General features: G+C 51.1%; 17 protein-coding genes. 5 read left to right on the forward strand and 12 right to left on the reverse strand.

Annotated elements, in window-relative coordinates:
* Positions 1-30 precede the first annotated feature (30 nt).
* Together Q0721_RS11820 and Q0721_RS11825 are read left to right on the forward strand one after the other, a co-directional pair.
* A complete protein-coding gene (locus Q0721_RS11820; protein ID WP_299030219.1) occupies positions 31-1200 on the forward strand; it encodes an iron-containing alcohol dehydrogenase in 1170 nt (389 codons plus the stop codon).
* 24 nt (positions 1201-1224) lie between these two features.
* Positions 1225-3057 carry an aldehyde ferredoxin oxidoreductase family protein gene (locus Q0721_RS11825; protein ID WP_299030222.1) on the forward strand — a complete coding sequence of 611 codons (1833 nt, stop codon included), beginning with the start codon at positions 1225-1227 and terminating at the stop codon, positions 3055-3057.
* Here Q0721_RS11825 and Q0721_RS11830 read toward each other — a convergent pair.
* From Q0721_RS11830 to Q0721_RS11850, 5 genes are all read right to left on the reverse strand, one after another.
* Positions 3054-3560 carry a copper chaperone PCu(A)C gene (locus tag Q0721_RS11830; protein WP_299030225.1) on the reverse strand — a complete coding sequence of 169 codons (507 nt, stop codon included), beginning with the start codon at positions 3558-3560 and terminating at the stop codon, positions 3054-3056. The genes Q0721_RS11825 and Q0721_RS11830 overlap by 4 nt on opposite strands.
* A gap of 162 nt (positions 3561-3722) precedes the next feature.
* On the reverse strand, positions 3723-5309 hold the full coding sequence (locus Q0721_RS11835; protein WP_299030228.1) for an SdrD B-like domain-containing protein: 1587 nt from the start codon (positions 5307-5309) through the stop codon (positions 3723-3725).
* Positions 5310-5370: 61 nt separating this feature from the next.
* Positions 5371-5844, reverse strand: coding sequence for a SufE family protein (locus tag Q0721_RS11840; RefSeq protein WP_299030232.1), 474 nt, complete (start codon positions 5842-5844; stop codon positions 5371-5373).
* On the reverse strand, positions 5841-6689 hold the full coding sequence (locus Q0721_RS11845; protein WP_299030235.1) for a sulfurtransferase: 849 nt from the start codon (positions 6687-6689) through the stop codon (positions 5841-5843). Before Q0721_RS11845 ends, Q0721_RS11840 begins: the two co-directional genes overlap by 4 nt.
* Before the next feature lie 132 nt (positions 6690-6821).
* Positions 6822-7535, reverse strand: coding sequence for a thioredoxin family protein (locus Q0721_RS11850; RefSeq protein ID WP_299030238.1), 714 nt, complete (start codon positions 7533-7535; stop codon positions 6822-6824).
* Between the two features lie 213 nt (positions 7536-7748).
* Between Q0721_RS11850 and Q0721_RS11855 the strand changes: the two genes are divergently transcribed.
* Positions 7749-8276: a helix-turn-helix transcriptional regulator gene (locus Q0721_RS11855; protein WP_299030241.1), complete on the forward strand. Its 528-nt coding sequence runs from the start codon at positions 7749-7751 to the stop codon at positions 8274-8276.
* Positions 8277-8279: 3 nt separating this feature from the next.
* Here the strand turns inward: Q0721_RS11855 and Q0721_RS11860 are convergent, their stop codons facing one another.
* Positions 8280-8549: a DUF493 domain-containing protein gene (locus Q0721_RS11860; RefSeq protein ID WP_299030244.1), complete on the reverse strand. Its 270-nt coding sequence runs from the start codon at positions 8547-8549 to the stop codon at positions 8280-8282.
* A gap of 288 nt (positions 8550-8837) precedes the next feature.
* On the opposite strand from Q0721_RS11860, the gene Q0721_RS11865 reads away from it, so the two are divergent.
* Positions 8838-10499 carry a right-handed parallel beta-helix repeat-containing protein gene (locus Q0721_RS11865; protein ID WP_299030247.1) on the forward strand — a complete coding sequence of 554 codons (1662 nt, stop codon included), beginning with the start codon at positions 8838-8840 and terminating at the stop codon, positions 10497-10499.
* Between the two features lie 74 nt (positions 10500-10573).
* Here the strand turns inward: Q0721_RS11865 and Q0721_RS11870 are convergent, their stop codons facing one another.
* From Q0721_RS11870 to Q0721_RS11895, 6 genes are all read right to left on the reverse strand, one after another.
* Positions 10574-12223 carry a PDZ domain-containing protein gene (locus Q0721_RS11870; RefSeq protein WP_299030252.1) on the reverse strand — a complete coding sequence of 550 codons (1650 nt, stop codon included), beginning with the start codon at positions 12221-12223 and terminating at the stop codon, positions 10574-10576.
* Positions 12224-12380: 157 nt separating this feature from the next.
* Entirely contained in the window at positions 12381-13259 is an 879-nt protein-coding gene (locus tag Q0721_RS11875) for a hypothetical protein (protein ID WP_299030255.1), read from the reverse strand.
* Between the two features lie 124 nt (positions 13260-13383).
* Positions 13384-14436 carry a tyrosine-type recombinase/integrase gene (locus tag Q0721_RS11880; protein WP_299030258.1) on the reverse strand — a complete coding sequence of 351 codons (1053 nt, stop codon included), beginning with the start codon at positions 14434-14436 and terminating at the stop codon, positions 13384-13386.
* Positions 14437-14488: 52 nt separating this feature from the next.
* Positions 14489-15805, reverse strand: a complete 1317-nt coding sequence (locus Q0721_RS11885) for an MFS transporter (protein ID WP_299030261.1) — start codon at positions 15803-15805, stop codon at positions 14489-14491.
* A gap of 182 nt (positions 15806-15987) precedes the next feature.
* Complete coding sequence (locus Q0721_RS11890; protein ID WP_299030263.1) at positions 15988-16686, reverse strand: lysophospholipid acyltransferase family protein; 699 nt, start codon at positions 16684-16686, stop codon at positions 15988-15990.
* Between the two features lie 171 nt (positions 16687-16857).
* Entirely contained in the window at positions 16858-17565 is a 708-nt protein-coding gene (locus Q0721_RS11895; RefSeq protein WP_299030266.1) for a GDSL-type esterase/lipase family protein, read from the reverse strand.
* 340 nt (positions 17566-17905) lie between these two features.
* On the opposite strand from Q0721_RS11895, the gene Q0721_RS11900 reads away from it, so the two are divergent.
* A partial coding sequence (locus Q0721_RS11900; protein ID WP_366519219.1) for a dihydroxy-acid dehydratase occupies positions 17906-18830 on the forward strand: 925 nt, incomplete at its 3' end.

Consider the following 18830-nt stretch of genomic DNA (forward strand, 5'->3'; position numbering starts at 1 on the left):
TAACGCCTGTTCGATCACGCGGAGGTGATTGTGTGGTATTTTGCTTCACCCCTCATTGTATATGGTGAGGACGCGCTTTCACATCTTGCCACGTTGGAGGGTCAACGGGCAGCGCTAATCACCGATGCACATCTCGTATCCTTAGGATTGGCAGAAAAGGTCACCAAAAATCTTTGTCAGGCTGGGTTGGAAGTCGTTTGCTATGATCGGGTTGAGCCCGAGCCAAGCCTTGAACAAGTTAGAGAAGGGGCGGAGTTTCTGCTCGCCCACCATCCGGACTGGATCGTGGCCTTAGGAGGGGGTTCCGTGATGGATGCCGCCAAGGCTATGTGGATCCTCTATGCGCGGCCCGACCTCGACCCAGAAGCGATCAACCCGATTGAACGCTTCAACTTGCGGGCCAAAGCCCGCTTTGTTGCCATCCCTACGACAAGTGGCACGGGCTCGGAAGTCACTTGGGCCATTGTGCTGACTAACCGGACCGAACGGCGTAAATTGGGGTTAGGTAGCCGTGAGGTCATCGCGGATGTTGCTATTGTAGATCCTCTTCTGGTAATGGATTTGCCCCCGCGCCTGACTGCGGACACCGGTTTGGACGCCTTGACGCACGCTATTGAAGGGTTTACCAGTACCTATCACAACGATTTTACGGACGGATTGTGCCTTAAGGCGGCTCAGTTGATATTTGACTATTTACCCCGAGCCTATCGTCATGGTAAGGATGATGTTGAGGCCCGTACACGATTGCATTATGCAGCAACCTTGGCCGGGTTGGGGTTTGGCAATGCTATGGCCGCATTAGCCCATGGGATGGGGCATGCACTTGGAGCGATTTTTCACTTGCCTCATGGTCGGGCGGTGGCGTTGGCGCTCCCCTACACCATAGCCTACTGTGCTCAAGGAGAGCCAGGCTCAACGCGCTATGCCGAATTGGCCTATCACTTAAAGTTGCCAGCAGAGAATGAGCGTGAAGCAGCCAGAGCGCTGATCGAGTCTGTGATGGATCTGATGAAGCGGGTGGAACAACCGCTTACGCTGGCTCAAGCAGGGATATCACGTAGAGATCTGGAACACGAGATGCAGATACTGGTGGATCATGCCATGAATGATACCCAGACCATCATGAGTCCACGGATTCCAGATGAATCCGAAATGCAATCGCTATTTTGGCAGATGTTCACGGGAGAAATCAGCCTTTAACTCGCCAACTCATCGGAGGTTTCGATGCCCTTCGGTCGGATGCTCACAGTGAATTTGACACAGGGAACGTTTGCGTTTTCTTCACTTCCGCGCACTTACGTTGAAGATTTTATTGGCGGGAGCAGTTTGGCAGCGCGCTTGATATGGGAAACACTGGCGCCCCAACGCGATCCATTGCATCCTGATAATCCGCTAATTTTTGTCACTGGCCCAATGACAGGTACCGGTGGGCCAACGACCGGGCGATTTACTATTTGTGGACGCTCACCTCAAACGGGTTTATGGGGGGAATCAAACATTGGGGGTTTTGTTGGTCCGGAGTTGCGGCAGGCGGGGGTAGATGTGTTATGGATCACTGGGCGTGCCGCAGAACCGGTCTACGTGTATATTCGCGATGGTGACGTGTCCTTGCGTCCAGCTGGTCATTTATGGGGAAAGGCCGATACTTATGAGACCCAAGAGATCTTGAAAACAGAGGTGGGCGACTCCCGCGCGCGCGTGGCCTGCATTGGGTTGGCGGGTGAGAACGAAGTGCCGATGGCGGGAATTTTGGCAGATCATGGGCGGCTTGCAGCCAGAACCGGTTTAGGAGCGTTGATGGGCTCGAAGAATCTTAAGGCGTTAGTGGTGCGCGGAACTGGCCAGATTCCGCTGGCGCGGCCGGAAGAGTATCGCAAACTGCGTGTTGCTGCGAACAAGAATCTGCTAGACCAAAATCTAACGGCGGTCCTTAGAGCCACAGGCACGTCGGGGGCAGCGGAGTACCTGCAGTTTTTGGGGGACATGCCCCAGCGCTACTGGACAGCGGCAACATTTGAGGGCGCGACGAATATTAGTGGCTCAACCATGGCGGAAACGATCCTAACTGGCACGAAGGCCTGTCAAGGATGTGTGATTTCATGTGGGCGAGAAGTAATGATCACCCAGGGGCCATTTATAACCCGTAGCAAGACTAAGGGGCCAGAGTACGAAACCATTTGTGCCTTTGGTTCGCAATTATTGGTAGATGATCTCGCAGCAATCACTGCGCTGGGCGAGCAATGTGACCGACTGGGTATGGATACGATTTCAGCTGGAAACACATTGGCGTTGGCTTACTTGTTGTTCGATCAGGGGATCATCAATGAAAAAGATACCGGTGGGTTAACACTGCGTTGGGGGGATCCTAATCCCTGTTTTCCGCTTTTAGACCAAATGGCACGGCGCGAAGGTTTTGGGGCGTTATTGGCTCAAGGTAGCCAAGCCGTGGCAGCCTTTTTTGGAGTTCCGGACTTGGCGGTTGTGGTCAATGGTCTGGAAGTCCCCATGCACGATCCGCGGGCTTTTAGTGGTCAAACGCTCTCTTATTTGGTGTCCCCTCGGGGTGCCTGCCACAACCAAAGCGATTTCTTCCAGGTTGAGATGGGCGGGACGCTAGAAGAAATCGGGATCTCAATGCCAGAGCGGTTTCAAGATGAGGGTAAGGCGGCGTTGGTGGCACGTCATCAGCACTGGCGCACGGTATGCAACAGCCTGGTGATGTGTTATTTTGCAGTGGTTTCCCCATCGGCGATTTGTGAGTTGCTCAATGCTGCCTTAGGGTTAGATTGGGATGTTGAAGCAATGCTTCTGGCAGGGGAAAGGGGCTGGAATATGAAACGGCTGATCAATCTGCGTCTGGGTTTGAAACCAGAATCCGAAAAGTTGCCTCGCCTGTTGGTTCAACCTCTGCCCGAGGGTGGGCAACAGGGGTATGTGCCGAATGTCGAGACATTGCTTAATGAATACTATGTTGCCAGCGGCTGGGATCGTGTAACAGGGTGGCCGACCGAGCAAAAAATCAGAGCACTAGGCCTGGAGTTTGTGTTGAGAAATTAGCGCACTATAGCCGTCACCTCAATCTCACCACTTTTTTCGAATTCTAGTCTGAGCCTCACTTTATCCCCTGGATGGAGGGTGTGGTTCAAGCCAATTAGCATAATATGATAACCACCCGGCATTAATTGCACAGTACTCTGGGCTGGAATCTCTAAGCGACTGATGGGTTGCATTTGCATTACGTCACCGTTCATGATCGTTTGATGGATTTCAGCGCGATTGGCGACCTCAGCAGAGACTTCAGTCAGATAATCTGCAGAGCGTCCTAGGTTGTGTATTGTCATATAGGCCGCACTGGTAGCAGTTGTGTCGGCTGGTGAATGTCCAGAATGGGAAGGCGTTCCAGAGTGTTCCATGGTAGTTGGCGATTCAGCCAGGCTGGCACGTGCCCAGGCTCCTTCAATGCGAATTAGGGGTTGAGATGGAGTGCTCCTGAAATAATAAACTAGCCCTGAAGCAAGCAGAACGATTCCTAAGCCCGCTATCCAAATCCAGCGTTTCATTGTATGTATTTACCTCCTACTTCAGTATTTAGATATTTTTATAAAAGGGGCGGACATGGATGTAAATCAGCAATTGGGGTGATTGGATGCTACGAGATTGGGGGATGAAAAACACCAACCCGGTTTCAGGTTGGTGTTTAGAGTGGCCTTGAGGCATCTGGGTTATCTCGCGCCGACGGGAGGATAGAAGCGGAATCTCCAGATATCTGGCTGTGAGGCCTCCTGGCGAAGGGTCGAGCCAAGCGTGGCCACATGGAACCAGGTCTGACCGGGTGCCAGCGGGAATGGGCGTCCGTCTGGGTAACGCAGGCGCACGGGTCGCGCCAGCCCCGTGGTCTTTTCGTATGCCTCACTCACCATGCTCCAGACCAGATCAGTATAAACCCGACCGTTGCGGAAGACAATTGCGCGGCCTCTGCTCCCCGGCCCCATACTTAAGTCAATGATGGTGGGACGGCGGGCGGTGTGCTCCACAAAGAGGATAACAATGTTCTCAAAAAGCAGGGGGCGGTTGGTGAGACGATCGGTAGCCGGAATGAACTTTCCAACCTGGTTTTCTTGGCTGAGGTCCTGGTAACGCCAATACGCCTGGGCAACCGGATCGTAAATCCAACGCGCCTGATTAAGATAGGCATAGAAAACGTTGAGTTGTGTTGCTGGCAACCCACCAGATGGGGGCCGGAGATCAAAGGCATTTCCAGAGTAGTTTGGGGGTGACTGTGGATTCCGATTGGCCTCGGCCAGCGCACGTAATTGTTCCAATGAAAGGCCAGCACTGTTGATGTCCTGTGCGTTGTTGCCGAATACATTGCGGCAGATACGAAGATTGACATCGGCGGACTTGCTGGCCGCGACCAGGCAGCCGTTAGGAAAGGCGTTGACAATAGGGACATAAGCCTCGCGCCCGGAGCGCACGCCAGCCAATCCTGCATTCTGAGGTTGTTCGATTCCTTTCAGATTAGAATTAGCATTAGTGTCAGATACTGAGATGGGAGGATTCCAAATCAACCCAAAATCCAAGGTCAAGTTTGTCTCGGTAAAGTTAATAAGGCCGGTCTGACCTATACTTGGGTCGGCATCACTATCTATACTATCGTCGCCGGCATTGGCCTGGGTTAGGGCGAAGTCATTGGGAAGGTGAACTTGCATACGATATTGCAATCCAGTGGGGGGTGAAAAGGCATAAAATCCATTGCCATCACTTGAGGTAGATTGGAGCACGTTGCCTCGAGGATCAAGGAGCTGAATTCGAATCCCGCCTAACCCTGGTTCCCAAGGTTGTTGCAAGCCATCTGCATTTTGGTCCCACCAAATCCTATTTCCCATGACTGGGCTAGTTATGCTTAAGGGTTCGGCGCGGGGGATGAGGTCGGGGGGCGTGGGCAGCAGTTGAGGCGGTTCACCGTAGAAGACGGCCAGAAAGCGTGTCATGCCCTCGGTGATGTAAATTTCGTACACCTGAGAGGCGAAAGAAAGGCCAGTTTGTGGGCGAACGCTGGGGGGAAAATTAGAAAGGGAAACCAATACAGCGGGTAATTCCAGCCAGGAAGGGTCGGAAACGGGTAAGCCGGTGAGGGGGTTGTATCCTGGCGGGAATTGATCAAGATTGGGCCCAAGGGGATAGGAGAGGGATGAAGATGAGGGTGTTGGAGTTGCGGCAACGGCGGTCAAAGTCGCGGGGATGAGACTTACGGTCAGAACAAGCATTAAGCATGCTAGGAGCCATGACGCTCCGTGCGCTTTTTTCATGGCCAAGCCTCCTCATAGCAGATTTATTCACATTATAGCAGGGGAGCAGGAGGGAAGGAGTTTACAGGTTTGTTGGGTGACTCGCGGGGGGCAGAGTAAGGGCCTGGGTTGCTAATCGCTTGATGTGGGCAAGAATGGCAATAAGCCCATTTACCCGTTGAGGGGTCAGAATATGCAGTAAACCCATGGCCGAATAGAGATCCTCAGGAATTTGCAATACCTCATTGGGTGTGACATCCCATAACCCTTGTTGAAGGATAGCGGCATAACCGCGGATGGTGGGCGCTTCCGGCGGTACCCCGAAGTAAAAACGCAGACGTCCTTCGTGCTGGTGCATATAAACTGTGACAGGGGTCATGCACTCGGGAACAAGTTCGGGTTGACCAGCAAGATCGGCCAACTCTTCAGGGATGGGCAGGAGGCTTTCAGCAAACTCAAGCAGCAGTTCCATTTTTCCCTGAGGATCACTAAGGCCGAAGGTTTCTAGGATTTCGGCTAGACGGGGGGGAAGCACAGAGAGGCTATCTATGCTCATTTTTCTATCGGTACATTGACCAGGTTGCCCCACTCAGTCCACGAACCATCATAGTTCTTGACTCTGGGGTAGCCCAATAGATACTTGAGGACAAACCAAGTGAGGGAAGAACGTTCTCCAATTCGGCAATAAGCGATAATTTCTTTATCTGGCGTGATGCCATGGCTTTCGAATAAGGTGCGTAATTCATCCGGGGATTTGAAAGTGCTGTTTTCAGGAGTGACGGCTTGAGCCCAGGGGATATTTACTGCTCCCGGAATGTGTCCACCCCGTTGGGCGCCCTCTTGAGGATAACCCGGCATGTGTAGCAATTCGCCAGAGTATTCCTGTGGGGAACGCACATCAATCAAAGGGAGTCTTTGTTCCATGTGACGGAGGACTTCATCCCGAAAAGCGCGAATAGAAGTATCCGGGGGCTTTGCCCGATACTGAGTCGGGGGATAGGTAGGAATATCTCTGGTTAGCGGACGACCCTCGGCAACCCATTTTGCGCGCCCACCATTCATGATTTTCAGGTGCTCGTGACCATAGTAGGCAAAGAGCCAGAAAGCATAGCAGGCGAACCAGTTGTGTTTATCTCCGTAAAAAACTACGGTGGTGTCATTGCTGATACCCAATCGAGAGCACAGGGTCTCAAATTCGAATTGATCAATAAAGTCCCGCCGTAGGGGATGCTGTAATGTAGTGAACCAGTCCACTTTGACAGCACCGGGGATGTGACCGGTTTCATAGAGTAGCGGGTCCTCATTGGATTCAACGAGCCGAATCGAGGGATCTTCAAGGTGTTCGGCGACCCAGGTGGTTTCAACCAGATATTCGGGATAAGCATACCGGTTTTCACTCATGGCACACCTCTAATTAAGACATACTTTATCTATAAAATAATAAACCCCTCTCAAGGATCTGTCAATGAATGAGCCAAGGTTTTCCATCGTTGTGGAAAACGCTTGGCTCTCATCTATACGGGAAAGCGCTTTTTAGAATTGGTTGCGGCGCCAGGATCGTTTGAGTTCTTCCATGACTTGATCATCCATAACCAGCATAAGTTTGGTTATCAGTGTTTCCTCTGGAACAGCGCCTTCGATGTGAATGACCTCATTGATAACCGTGCGGGGGACGCCATAGACGTGATAGCGGTTGGCTAAGTGAGGGAACTCGCTGACTTCCACCATGTCGGCAGTGATCCAGTTGCTAGCCAGGGCAAGTTTGTGGGCGAGCAACACCGCCCGTGGGCAGTATGGGCAGGTGGGTGTGACGAAAACTTGGATGTGAACAGGGCGATCGAGGTGGGCAAGCCGTTGCATCGTTGCTAGGCTGAGCTCGGCTTTGCCGCGACTGACCATTAAGATGTCTTCGATCAGTGTGCCAAACTCATATCCCGAAGGAATGCCAAAGAAGCGAATGCCGTGGTCTTGAGGATGCTGCCCGTTGGATTGAAGAAGCAAGGCCGGTATTTTGTCTACCTTCAGTGCATCAGCCAAGGCCTTGTCGCGCACGAAATCGCGGATTTCTAGCGAGAGTTTATCAGAGAGAGAGGTGACCTCTTCGGCAAGTTGACGGGTCTCGGTACAGAAATCGCATTCAATGGCCCCGCCTTCACCTTGGGTGAATAGGAGCAACTTCACAGGATGTTCCATACCACGGAGCAAATTTCGGACTTGTTCTCTGACTTGCGAGTTTAGTAACGTCATTTTTCCCTCCTGTAACAGATCGTTTTTGATTATGACTTGAGATTATAAAATAGTATAGAGGAGAAATATTAGAAAGAAATCATCATTTTCTTCGCATTATTGCTAAAGCCTTCACACCTTTTTAAGGTCACCCATGTTTGAGAATCACAAGGTATAAGACGAAAATTCTGTTATAATGTAATAGAACATAAGTTCTATTCTTGGGGTGGTCGTATGACCCGAGTGCTTTGGTTGGCCCATGAGAACGCCATATTTATCTTTGATGTGGCTCTAACCCCGTCGGATTTGCTTCTCGCGGTAAACAACGGTGAGTGGCAACCACCTGCAGCCATTTGTGCCTTGCTTTCATCTGAAGCACAAAGCTCTCAAACCCCATTGCGCGGTGTGTTATTGGGTAATTTGGTTATGGTCTATCCGCTGATTTTGGAAGGATCTCAAGAGATTTTTCAACTTGGGCCTCATCTTCATCTAACGGAGAGGCAGCACCTAGTCTTGCAGGGCATAGCCGAAGGGCTCAGTCTGAAGGGAATTGCCCGGCGCTTGGGAATCTCACAAAGCACAGTAGCCGCTCATGTTCGTGCCCTTAAACGACGCCTTAACTGCCGTACTTTGCCCGAGGTTGTTCTAAGGGGCTCTGCGCTTGGTCTATGCAATCCCGAGCAGCACCTTCCTCCTTTGTATAAAGCCCCAGTAAAACGTTCTAAGAACACCAGGCTGCGTTCACGTTTGCCGAGAATATAAGTTTCAGAGCAAAAACAAAACGCGTTGATCCTGGCTCAAGTCAGCATAAATGGCATAAAGTTGCTCTTCCGATTCGGCAACAAATGACACGGTGACAGCGCAATATTTGCCGCCATTGCTCAACCGTGCGTTGATGTTATCTTCATTGATCTCGGGAGCGTATCGTCTCACTCGCACCATAATATATGTGGCAAAATCATCCTGATTGTAACCGATGACACGAAGGCGAAAGATAGTGGGAAAATCCATTAGATCGCGCAATGAACGGTGCATACTCTGAATCCTATAATCCTTTTTTCAAAGAATTTATACCATAAACTTCTTGTGGGAAGAACGAATAGCCGTTTAGCATCGTTAGATCGTCAATGGTTGTATAAACCATCTATTAGAGTTATACTGTATACCATTGTTGGTCTGAACATTCCTTTGTGGGTGGGCAGGTGAGGGCCTACCCAAATATTGAGCAACCCATAAACCGCTTTGGGCAACTGTGGACTTCCTAACATAGATATAGTTATAGTTATCTGCTAACCAGCAGTTGCCCCACCAGGAGAAAAAATCATGTCCTTTAAAAATCGAAAATTTAAGCGCTTGCGCCGGGCATACCTTGTAATGGCTGTCCTACTAGTGGGTTGCACAGTTCTTGCGCCAGATAATGTAGGAAAAACACAATCCCAATCCCCTATTCCGCAAGTCACCGAAGGCCACGGACCTCAAGCGAGCGAAACCGTTATCCAGTCCGTCTCTCCCACGCCCTCCCTGGATACAACGGATATATCAGTTGAAGCCAGTGCCACGTCGCGCATCTTTTTACCGGTAATCACACAGGCTCCAACCCTTCCTCCCGTCGGCGGGGGGCGGGCTTTTTTTGCTGCCCCTAATGGTACAACTAATGGTGATGGAAGTTTAGAACGACCCTTCGATCTGGCCTATGCCATTGAGGATAAAGCAAAAACAGGCTTCTTTCAACCCGGCGATGTCATCTGGGTGCGCGGGGGTACTTACGGACGAGGGGGGCTCACTTATTTCAACAGTCATTTGCAGGGAACGGTTGACCGCCCAATTGTTGTTCGGGCCTATCCAGGTGAGCGCCCAGTCATCAACGGAAGCATCAAAATCTATAAACCCAACGTGATCTTTTGGGGGTTGGAAGTCATTAATACCGATCCAAACCGTACCTCACAGTATAGTGGGTCATTCCCGAATGACATTTATCGCGAAGATGCGTTTAGCGTCTACGCCACCAATGTCAAACTCATTAATAACATCATGCATGATGCAGCAGAGGGTGTCTATGCCGATGATCGTGCGCCGGATGTGGTTATTTACGGTAACCTGATTTATAACAATGGGTGGAAAGGTCCAGACCGAGGGCATGGGCATGGGATTTACGCCCAAAATCAGCAGGGGAGCAAATGGATTGAGGATAACATTATCTTCAATAATTTTAGCGGTTATAATTTGCATGTTTACCGAGAGAATGATTACCCTCTGCTAAACTTCAATTTAGATGGTAATGTAACATTCAATGGCACATTTCTGATTGGGGGAAGGCAACCAGTACGCAACGTCATCCTGACCAACCAGTTTACCTACAACGAAACCGTGGCTTTGGGTTTTAGCGAGAATGCTCAGAATCAAAATGTGCGTTTACAGAATGCTTATCTTTTCAACCGCGGTGACTATGCCCTGGAAGTTAAGGCGTGGCAGGGAATAACCCTAGACCACAATGTCCTAGGTGGGCAGACCGCACCCTTGGTAAATTTGGTTCAGTCTTTTGGCGCCTGGGACGATAACCAGTACCATTTCTCACTGTCTGGGACGCCATTCCTGATCAATGGGCAGGGGCGAAGCTGGGATCAATGGCGCTCTCAAACCGGTTTTGACTCCCATAGCACGTTTACTCCTGCCTTGCCCTCGGCAACTCAGGTGTTCATGCGTTCTAACCGCTATGAGTCCAAGCGAGGGCACATTGTTGTGTATAATTGGGCTAAGCAAAACGAGGCGCTTGTTGATCTGAAGGCGTTAGGATATCAGCTAGGAGATCGTTACGAAATTCGTAACGCGCAGAATTTTGAAGAGAAGATCAGCGGGATTTATCAGGGGGAACCGGTGGCGCTACCGCTAAATAATTGGAGTGTTGCTAAACCCATTGGCTGGCCTGACCCCCTTCATCCAGTAACGTTACCTGAGTTTGGGGCATTTATTGTGTTGGCGCCCTAGACATTAGGATAGCGAAAGCCCCGGCGAGTGGACTCATCGGGGCCTTCGCTTAGAATGGCGCCCTGCCGCACGATTTAGGAGTTAGGGCGTGTGCCGAGAGTCACTTCTACTTGTTGGGGTTTCCCTTCACGCAGAAGGGTAAGGGTAACTTTTTGCCCGGGAGCGGCCTGAGCCAATGCAGTTTGCAAATCTTCAAACGAGGTTATAGGTTGGTCATCAAATGCTGTGATGATATCTCCACCAATAAGCATTTGCTCGCTGTTGATCGTGGCTGGTTTGAAGCTCCCGCGTAGACCGGCCTTGTCCGCTGGACTCCCGCTAACCACATTGACCACCAATACACCTTGTTGATTGGGGTCCAACCCCATGGCCTGGGCAATTTCAGGGGTCAGTGTGCGTCCGGTAATCCCGAGGTAAGCACCGCTTCGGGTCGTGCTCGAAGCAGAGCTTTGGGTACGAGGACGAGCGCCCAGCGTAACCTCAATCGTCTGCTCGTGACCATTGCGCAGGATCGTAAGGGTTACCTTCTGCCCCACGGAAGTAGCGGTGGCAAGGTAACTGGCCAAATCCTCAAACTTCTGTACCGGGTTTCCATCTATGGCTGTAATCACATCACCACCCACACGCGCTGGGTTACCCTCCAAGGTGATCTGACGATCACTGCCGCGCAAACCAGCTTTGTCCGCAGGGCTATTGGGCGTCACGTCAATGACCAGTGCTCCCCGTTGATCCGAGCTTAGCCCCATGGCTTTGGCTAGATCGGACGTCAGTGTTGTGCCACTGATGCCAAGGTAAGGGTGATCATAATGACCATTGGCAATCAATGCTGGAACAACGCGTCTCACAATATTGGAAGGAATGACAAACCCGATCCCGGCGTTGGCGCGTACCGGAGATTCAATCGCTGCTGTGACGCCGATCACTTCACCATGGATGTTGACCAGCACACCACCCGAATTGCCTGGATTAATCGGTGCATCGGTTTGAATGACGTCGGGGATGGTGTAAGTGGCCCCACCGCTCGTTGTGCTCTGCACCGGCAAGGAGCGTCCCAAAGCACTGACAAACCCCACAGTCATGGTCCCTTCTAGGCCGTAGGGGTTACCGATGGCGATGGCTAACTGGCCGACTTTGACCTGTTTTGAATCGGCCAGGCGAACAGGCACCAATTTCTCAGCGGTCACATCAACTTTAAGCACTGCGAGGTCAGCATCGCTATCGGCCCCGACCACTTTGGCCTCAACCGTATTGCCATCGGCAAATGTTACAGTGATCCGATCGGCTCCATCAATAACATGGTTATTTGTTACAACGTGTCCTTGGGTATCCCAAACAAAGCCGGAGCCCAGGCTGCGTGTTACAGGTGCCTGATCGGGGGCTTGACCGGGGAAGTTAAATGGCAGGTTCAGCGAGGGTGCCAAGCGCTGCGTCGTTTGTATGTTGACCACAGAGGGATTTACCTGAGCATACACTTGGGCGAGCGTATCTTCCAACGTGGTCAGTAGAGTGGCTGATGAGGGGTTTGCAAGGGTTGAGGGGTTGGGAGAAGGTGCCAGGGTTGCGGTTGGCACCACCACCGGGGTTTGTGGCTGTGGTTCACCCTGTTCAATTTGAATCTTGGGTAAGTGGAAACCCTGAAGATTGAACGGGGCGCAGGCAGAGGTAAACAGCCCTATGATGACCAACGCCACGGCGAACGGGAAAAGACGCAATTGTGACTTCATTGTTCACCTCCACTTCTTCTTAATGGTGTAGGCCTAAATGACTTTAGATATCATCTAACTCAGTTTTGAGTTTAAAAAAGAAAAACTCGTTTTGTCCTTAAACCATCCTCAAGGTAACCTTAAGGTTGGCTTAAGAAGTAATTGGGGGGAACTTTGTTTAACCGGGGTGTTCGACTGTGCGGGTAAGCGTTTTGTATAACCAGTATGGGATACGAGCTAGCCAACGCAATGTGACCCCCAAGGGCACTAGTGCCCAATCCACAAGTTCATTGATGTTGGCAAAGCCTTGTCCGAACCAGACAAGTACTGGTCGGAGAAGTTGAAATGGCTTACTGTGGGCATAGAGTAGAGCCGAGAAAAGTATGACGAGAGAGATTGCGAAGCGAAGCCAATCGTTGATTTCCAACCCCGTCCATTCTTGTAGTAAAAGTTCGAGGCCAATGGCAAGAACCAACAGATAAGCCGCTGGCTTGAGGATAGGCTCGCGTGCCACAGCGTAGCTGAATATTCCTGCGGCAAAGCGCATTATCAGAATGCCAATGGCTACTCCAATCATAATCACCCAAAATCGATCGGAAAGTGAAACTGCTGCAACCACGTTATCCAGACTGAAAATCAAATCGGTCATTTCAACGGTCAGGACAACCATCCAGAAGGAGTGCTGTTCGAGAGGATGAGCATGAGCATCCTCTTCACCGGGCTCGGCTTGTCCCAGATTATCGAAAGCCAGACGGATCAAATAGACGGCCCCAAGCACACGTAGCCATGGGTAATGTATGACCCAGGTGGCCAGTGCCAACATCAATCCTCTTCCTAAGTAGGCTCCCAGCAAACCCACTCGTAATGCTGCTGTGCGTTGATTCCCCAGGAGATGGTGGAGATGATCTCCAAGTTTGGCTAAGGGCCGTGGCCACTGCACAGGTTGATCATCAGGTAAGTGTGCTACCATAGCCCCTAGGACAGCAGCATTATCAATTGAAAGCAATCCCTCTAACAAGATGAGTTGAAAAATGATGATTGGAATGCTCCAATCCACGCAATTCCTCCGCAGAACAAGTTCATCAGCCAAAGGGAGTATAACCCAAAGCGCCACCCAGCGGGTTGTGGAAACACTCAGGTTTTACGAAGAAAGGTATCCTGTCTAAGTATGACAGATGTCCTTACTCTAAATCCAAGAGCTCCTCGTTCGCAATCTCGTTATCTGCAATATAACGACGGGGCATGGCTAGAGAAGCCCATCCACCAGCCTGTTGCAAAGCAAATGGATCAACCCCACGGCGGGCGGCCTGAGTGGCCCAGTAGTGGCGACAATCATGAGCACTCAACCCTGTTATACCTAGTTGTTCACCCAAAAAGCGAACTCTCTGGGTAATCGCGCGGGTGGTCATTCCGGCTTTACCCAAGCTGCCATCTTTTAGGCTGGCGCGCAAGAGGGGGGCTTGAGGATCGGTGGGTAAATCGTTCAGCGCCGCACAACGGCGGAGAAGCCGTAGGGCGTCGGGACTGAGACGGTGGGTTTGTGTTTTTCCCACTTTGGGGCGAAAGAAGCGCAGTAATCCCATTTCAAGGTCTAAATTCTCGACACGCAAGGCCGCAACTTCTCCGACGCGCAATCCATGGTCGAGGAGTAAGCACATGAGCAATGCATCTCGCCGCCCTTGGGGAGTATCGGGTTGGTATTTAAGCGCTGTAGCCTGTTGTGGGGTAAGCGGCACGGGGGTAGGTTTTTTTGTACCAATGCGCTGTCGTGGTCGCCGTTGATCTAGACGCTGCTGCTCACGGTGGGAGAATCCCTTGATGCTACGGATAAGGGCATATTCTTCGGGGGTTAGGAAGCCACTTTGAAGAGCTAGGCGGGCATATGTTTTTACAGTGGAAAGACGAACATTAATGGAGGGTATGGCATATCCTAGGCTTAATTGCCATTTGACGAAGGCTTCTACTAATCCCCAGGTGATTCCACGCCATGCTTCAGGTTCCTGAGCGAGGTTGCCTATCTGGATACCAAGTGAGGAAAGGAATTCGGCGAAGAGGGCCAAATCTGCATCTTGACGACGCAAGGTGTGGTCAGCACGGCGGGCGCGGTAATCTGCAAAGCGGTTACGGGCTGCGGCCTCATTGGCAGCGTTTCCAATTTGAATTTCCCTCCCCGGGATAGGCAGGGGGAGATTATTGTTGTCAGCGAATAAGGGGTTGGAACGCGAAGGTTTCATACCCCCATTATAATCCAGTCATGCAGGTGGAAATTCGCGCTTACTGTTTAAGCTAGTCGGGCTGCGGAGCCGTTTGGGCTGGGGTGGGAGGCCCCGATTCTGGCACAGGCTTCTCGCGGAAGGCCAGAGACACCAGGAAGGCAAGGATCAACAAGCCAAAAGTGACGCCACTGGTCAGGAAACGGAAGGCACCCTCAGGATTGGGACCCGGGTTGTCCCCGCTAACATACCCAAAGGTAAGGCCCACAATCCAGAAAGCCGCTGCGGAGATCAGGGCACTGGCGCGGGTAATGAAGCCACCGACGGCGCTGTAAACGCCCTCGCGCCGCCGCCCGGTACGTAAGAAATCGCGGTCAATGATCTGGGCGCCAAGGACTCCGGGAGTTACCAAAAAGCCCGAGAGCCCAAAGCCCACTAGGATGCCCGCGATGATCCCCTGCCACAGATTGGAGGCCAACGCTAGGGGCAGGACGGAGAGCCCATACACTGCAAAAGCAATACGCCAGGCCGTCTTTGCTCCAAAGTGACGGATCATCCAGGCCCAGATGGTAACCAAAGGAATTACTGACACGAAAATCGAGGCTAAAAGCGCCGAGACTTGGCTTTCGGGGATTTTGAGGACGTATTTAGCGTAAAATGGGATCACAGAACTAAGCAGCCCGTTAACAGTCTGGGCAAAGGAATTAGCGATGTTGAAGATCCAGAATTCAACGTTGCTTAACGTAATTCGGAAAGCCTCGATGAAATCTAAAGGAGGAGTTGCCCGAGCCTGTGGGTCTTCTTCAATCAGTGAGAGGCACAGGCTCATTAGGATCCCGTAGGCAGCCGCAAAAATTAGGGCCATTTTGGCGAAACCCAAGGCGGCGAACAAGAGCGGCGCAACGGCTGTTCCGATGAGAAGGGCAACGATTTGAAAGCCTTGCTGAATGGCAGAGGCCTTGGCGCGTTGTCGATCGCCACGGAAAATCTCGGGGAAGAGTGAACCGTAATTGACCCACTGGATCGAAGCTGTAGTTTCATAAAGAATAAGAGCCAGTGTAAACCAAAAGAAGAGGGCTTGGCCTTTTAGTGGAGGAGGGGAGAAAATTAGCACGAAAAAGAGCGCGAAAAGGGGAAGGGTTGCAATTAGCCAAGGTTTACGGCGACCAATGCGGGTGCGTGTGCGGTCGGAAAAGTAACCAAAAATGGGATCGTTGACGGCATCCCAAATCATATAGATGGTGCGCCCAAGGGTCACTAAGCCGACCGCCAGTCCAAGTTTTTCGACGTAAAAGTAGGTGTAAAAAGAGGAAAATGCTTGGCCAGGAATCATGAGCGCCAGCATTCCTAAAGCGTAGCCCCAAGGAGAATTGCGCGAGCGTTTAATCATGGGTGACCTCCATGGATAGGGTTTAGAGGCATATGCATCCCTCAGAGGTTCTATATTCTATTTTACAGGGGCACCTAAAAAGCAACCTTGTGGGGAGGGGGCAATTTAAGTCTAACTGCTTAAATCGGCCCTTTCAGAATTTGAGTTATGGGAAGACAGTGAGGGAATGTAGGATTGAGGTGCTAACCAGCTTGTTGTGCCAGATCGAAATAAGCCTGAAGAGGATTGAGACGATTTTCGCTCTCATGTGCTAATGCGATGATATGGTGCATGATGGCCTCGGCCACAGAACGGACCAGAGGGCGATCTTCCACATCGCCTTCAAAGTAAAGGGGGGATCCCAGAGTTACCTCATAAGGTCCACTCAGATACCACCGTCCATAAGTCACCTCGCCGCGAATAGTAGAACGAATGAAATGTAAACGCTCTCGTTGCAGGTGGATGCCAATAGGAATAACCGGAGCCCCACTTGCCATCGCTAATCGAGCCACACCGGTGCGAGGTTTGTGAAAACCGCCTTCGGCTGGACTAAGATCACCTTCAGGAAAGATCATGATGTTGTGCCCGGCTGCAAGGTGCTTGAGCGCAATCTCGATGGCGTTTGGGCCTTCGCCAGCCTTGACTGGAATATGACCTGAGAAGCGCAAGTATGGACCCAATAGCGGCACCTGGAACAAGAGATGGTTGATTAGAATAAATGAATGTTCGCGTATGGCCGCAGCCACAAAAAAAGGATCAGCAGTGCTAGGATGATTGGCGGCGAAAATTTTGCCCCCACCAGGGAAGGGTTGATGACGCTTGACTTCCATTCTTAGGGCGAGACCAACAAAAGTACGTACTACCGGATGCGAGGCCCAATAGAGGAGTTTTTCAGGAATCATAGGGAATATTCCGCTTTAGTGGATTGAGAGGATGTTAACAGAAAACGGACCCAGATATATCCCACCCCGGTCATAACTTGAACGGCTTTGGGAGATAAATAAGGTCATATAGAGAAAGGATACCTTCGCAAGAGAGATTATGCCTTCTACAACCCCTAACTGAGAGGAAAGTTACTGCGAAGGTGTCCTCTTGGGCTGCGGTGCGGCTGAGAGGGAAGAGGATCTCAGGCTTATAATAAGCGGCCTGATTTGTTCAACCCAAAGATCGTACCCAATAGCCATTAAATGCAGCCGGTCATTAGAAAGTTCAGGGCGGATCTGGCCTTCGGGGTCGGCAAAGCGAGGAAAGAGGTTGATAAATGGGTAATCGAAGCGGAGGGCCAATTTTTCAAGTTCAGCGTTTAAGCGTCGAATGCGTTTCGCGTAGCCACGAGCGCGTGGGAGGATTGACTGGACGAAAACCTGAGTGGAGGGGCTTTCACTTCGACAACGTTCCAAAATTGCCGCATAGGTTTCAAGGATGTCACGGTCACTACGGAACATAAACCAGGGCAAATCATTAGTACCAATCAGCAGAAAAATCGCGACTGGCTGGCCGGGAAGGATGCTATCCAGGCGTTCCAACACACCTCGAGTCGTATCTGCATTAATTCCCCGGTTCTTTACGGGAAACCCTGGAAACAACTCATCCCAACGCGCGCCATCGGTGATGCTATCCCCCAAGAAAACAATGTCTTCTCTCGAAATGGGATGATGGGCAAAGAAGTCGCATTTTTGTTCGTGATGCGTTCGCGCCAATCGTTCAGCCGCCATGCGTGCCAACATCAGATAGACCAAGGTGATGACAAGTAAAGAAGTAATAACCACATTGAACCACATTGTTGCCTCGTGGTTCAAGTATACACGTAAATGCTGGTAAGCGGTGATCTTTGCCCTTAAATCGGGATTTTTTAAGATTTAACCTCTTGACAAATTCTCGTTGGCGTATAAAATTGCCCAATAATTTCTCGTAAAACGCAGACAGAGATGTCATACATTTATTCGCTCCTCGCCCTTAGCCTTATTGTGGTTCTCGTCCTTATTGAGAGCCAGACTCCCCTTTGGGCGGTTGGAGCGAGCGAAGTGGAACTAGCCTAAACCCTTACGCAAACCCATACCAAAAAGTATAAACCAACCGCCCGAAAGGGCGGTTTTTTATACCCAAACGAGGAGAGCGATGATGCGATCGGATCAAGTCAAAAAAGGTATTGAACACGCACCCCATCGGGCGCTCTTGAAAGCCACGGGGGTTAAAGACGAGGATTTCAATAAGCCATTTATTGCCATTGTTAATTCTTACGCCGATATTGTGCCCGGACACGTTCACCTGCAAGCATTTGCGCGAATCGTCAAAGAGGCGGTGCGTGAGGCCGGTGGGGTGCCCTTTGAGTTCAATACGATCGCGGTGGATGATGGCATTGCTATGGGCCATGAGGGGATGAAGTATTCTCTTCCCTCACGAGAACTGATCGCCGACTCTGTGGAGACCATGATCGAGGCTCACCGGTTTGATGGCATGGTGTGTATTCCTAATTGTGACAAGATTGTGCCAGGAATGCTGATGGCAGCCGTACGGTTGAACATTCCCACCATTTTTGTCTCCGGTGGGCCGATGGCAGCAGGGCGCACGCCAGAGGGAGAGGTTGTAGATTTGATCTCGGTGTTTGAGGGCGTGGGCGCTTATCAGGCTGGAAAGATTGACCAGAGGCGCTTAAAGACTCTTGAAGATTATGCCTGTCCTTCGTGTGGTTCTTGTTCAGGGATGTTTACGGCTAATAGCATGAACTGTCTAATGGAGGCGCTGGGGTTGGCATTGCCCTACAATGGCTCGGCCTTGGCACAAACGCCGGAGCGAGAGGCGCTGGCACGAAAAGCAGGGCACTTGATTCTTGAATTGGTGCGACGACAAATCAAACCGCGGGACATTGTCACATTAGAAGCCCTGGATGATGCTTTTGCCTTAGACATGGCGATGGGGGGATCAACAAACACACTCTTGCATGGGTTGGCCATTGCTTACGAGGCTGGGGTAAATTACTCGCTTGAGCGCATCAATGCAATTTCGGCTAGAGTGCCCCATTTGACCAAGGTTAGTCCCTCTGGTC

This window comes from uncultured Thermanaerothrix sp. (assembly GCF_938028735.1).
GTDB lineage: Bacteria > Chloroflexota > Anaerolineae > Anaerolineales > Anaerolineaceae > Thermanaerothrix.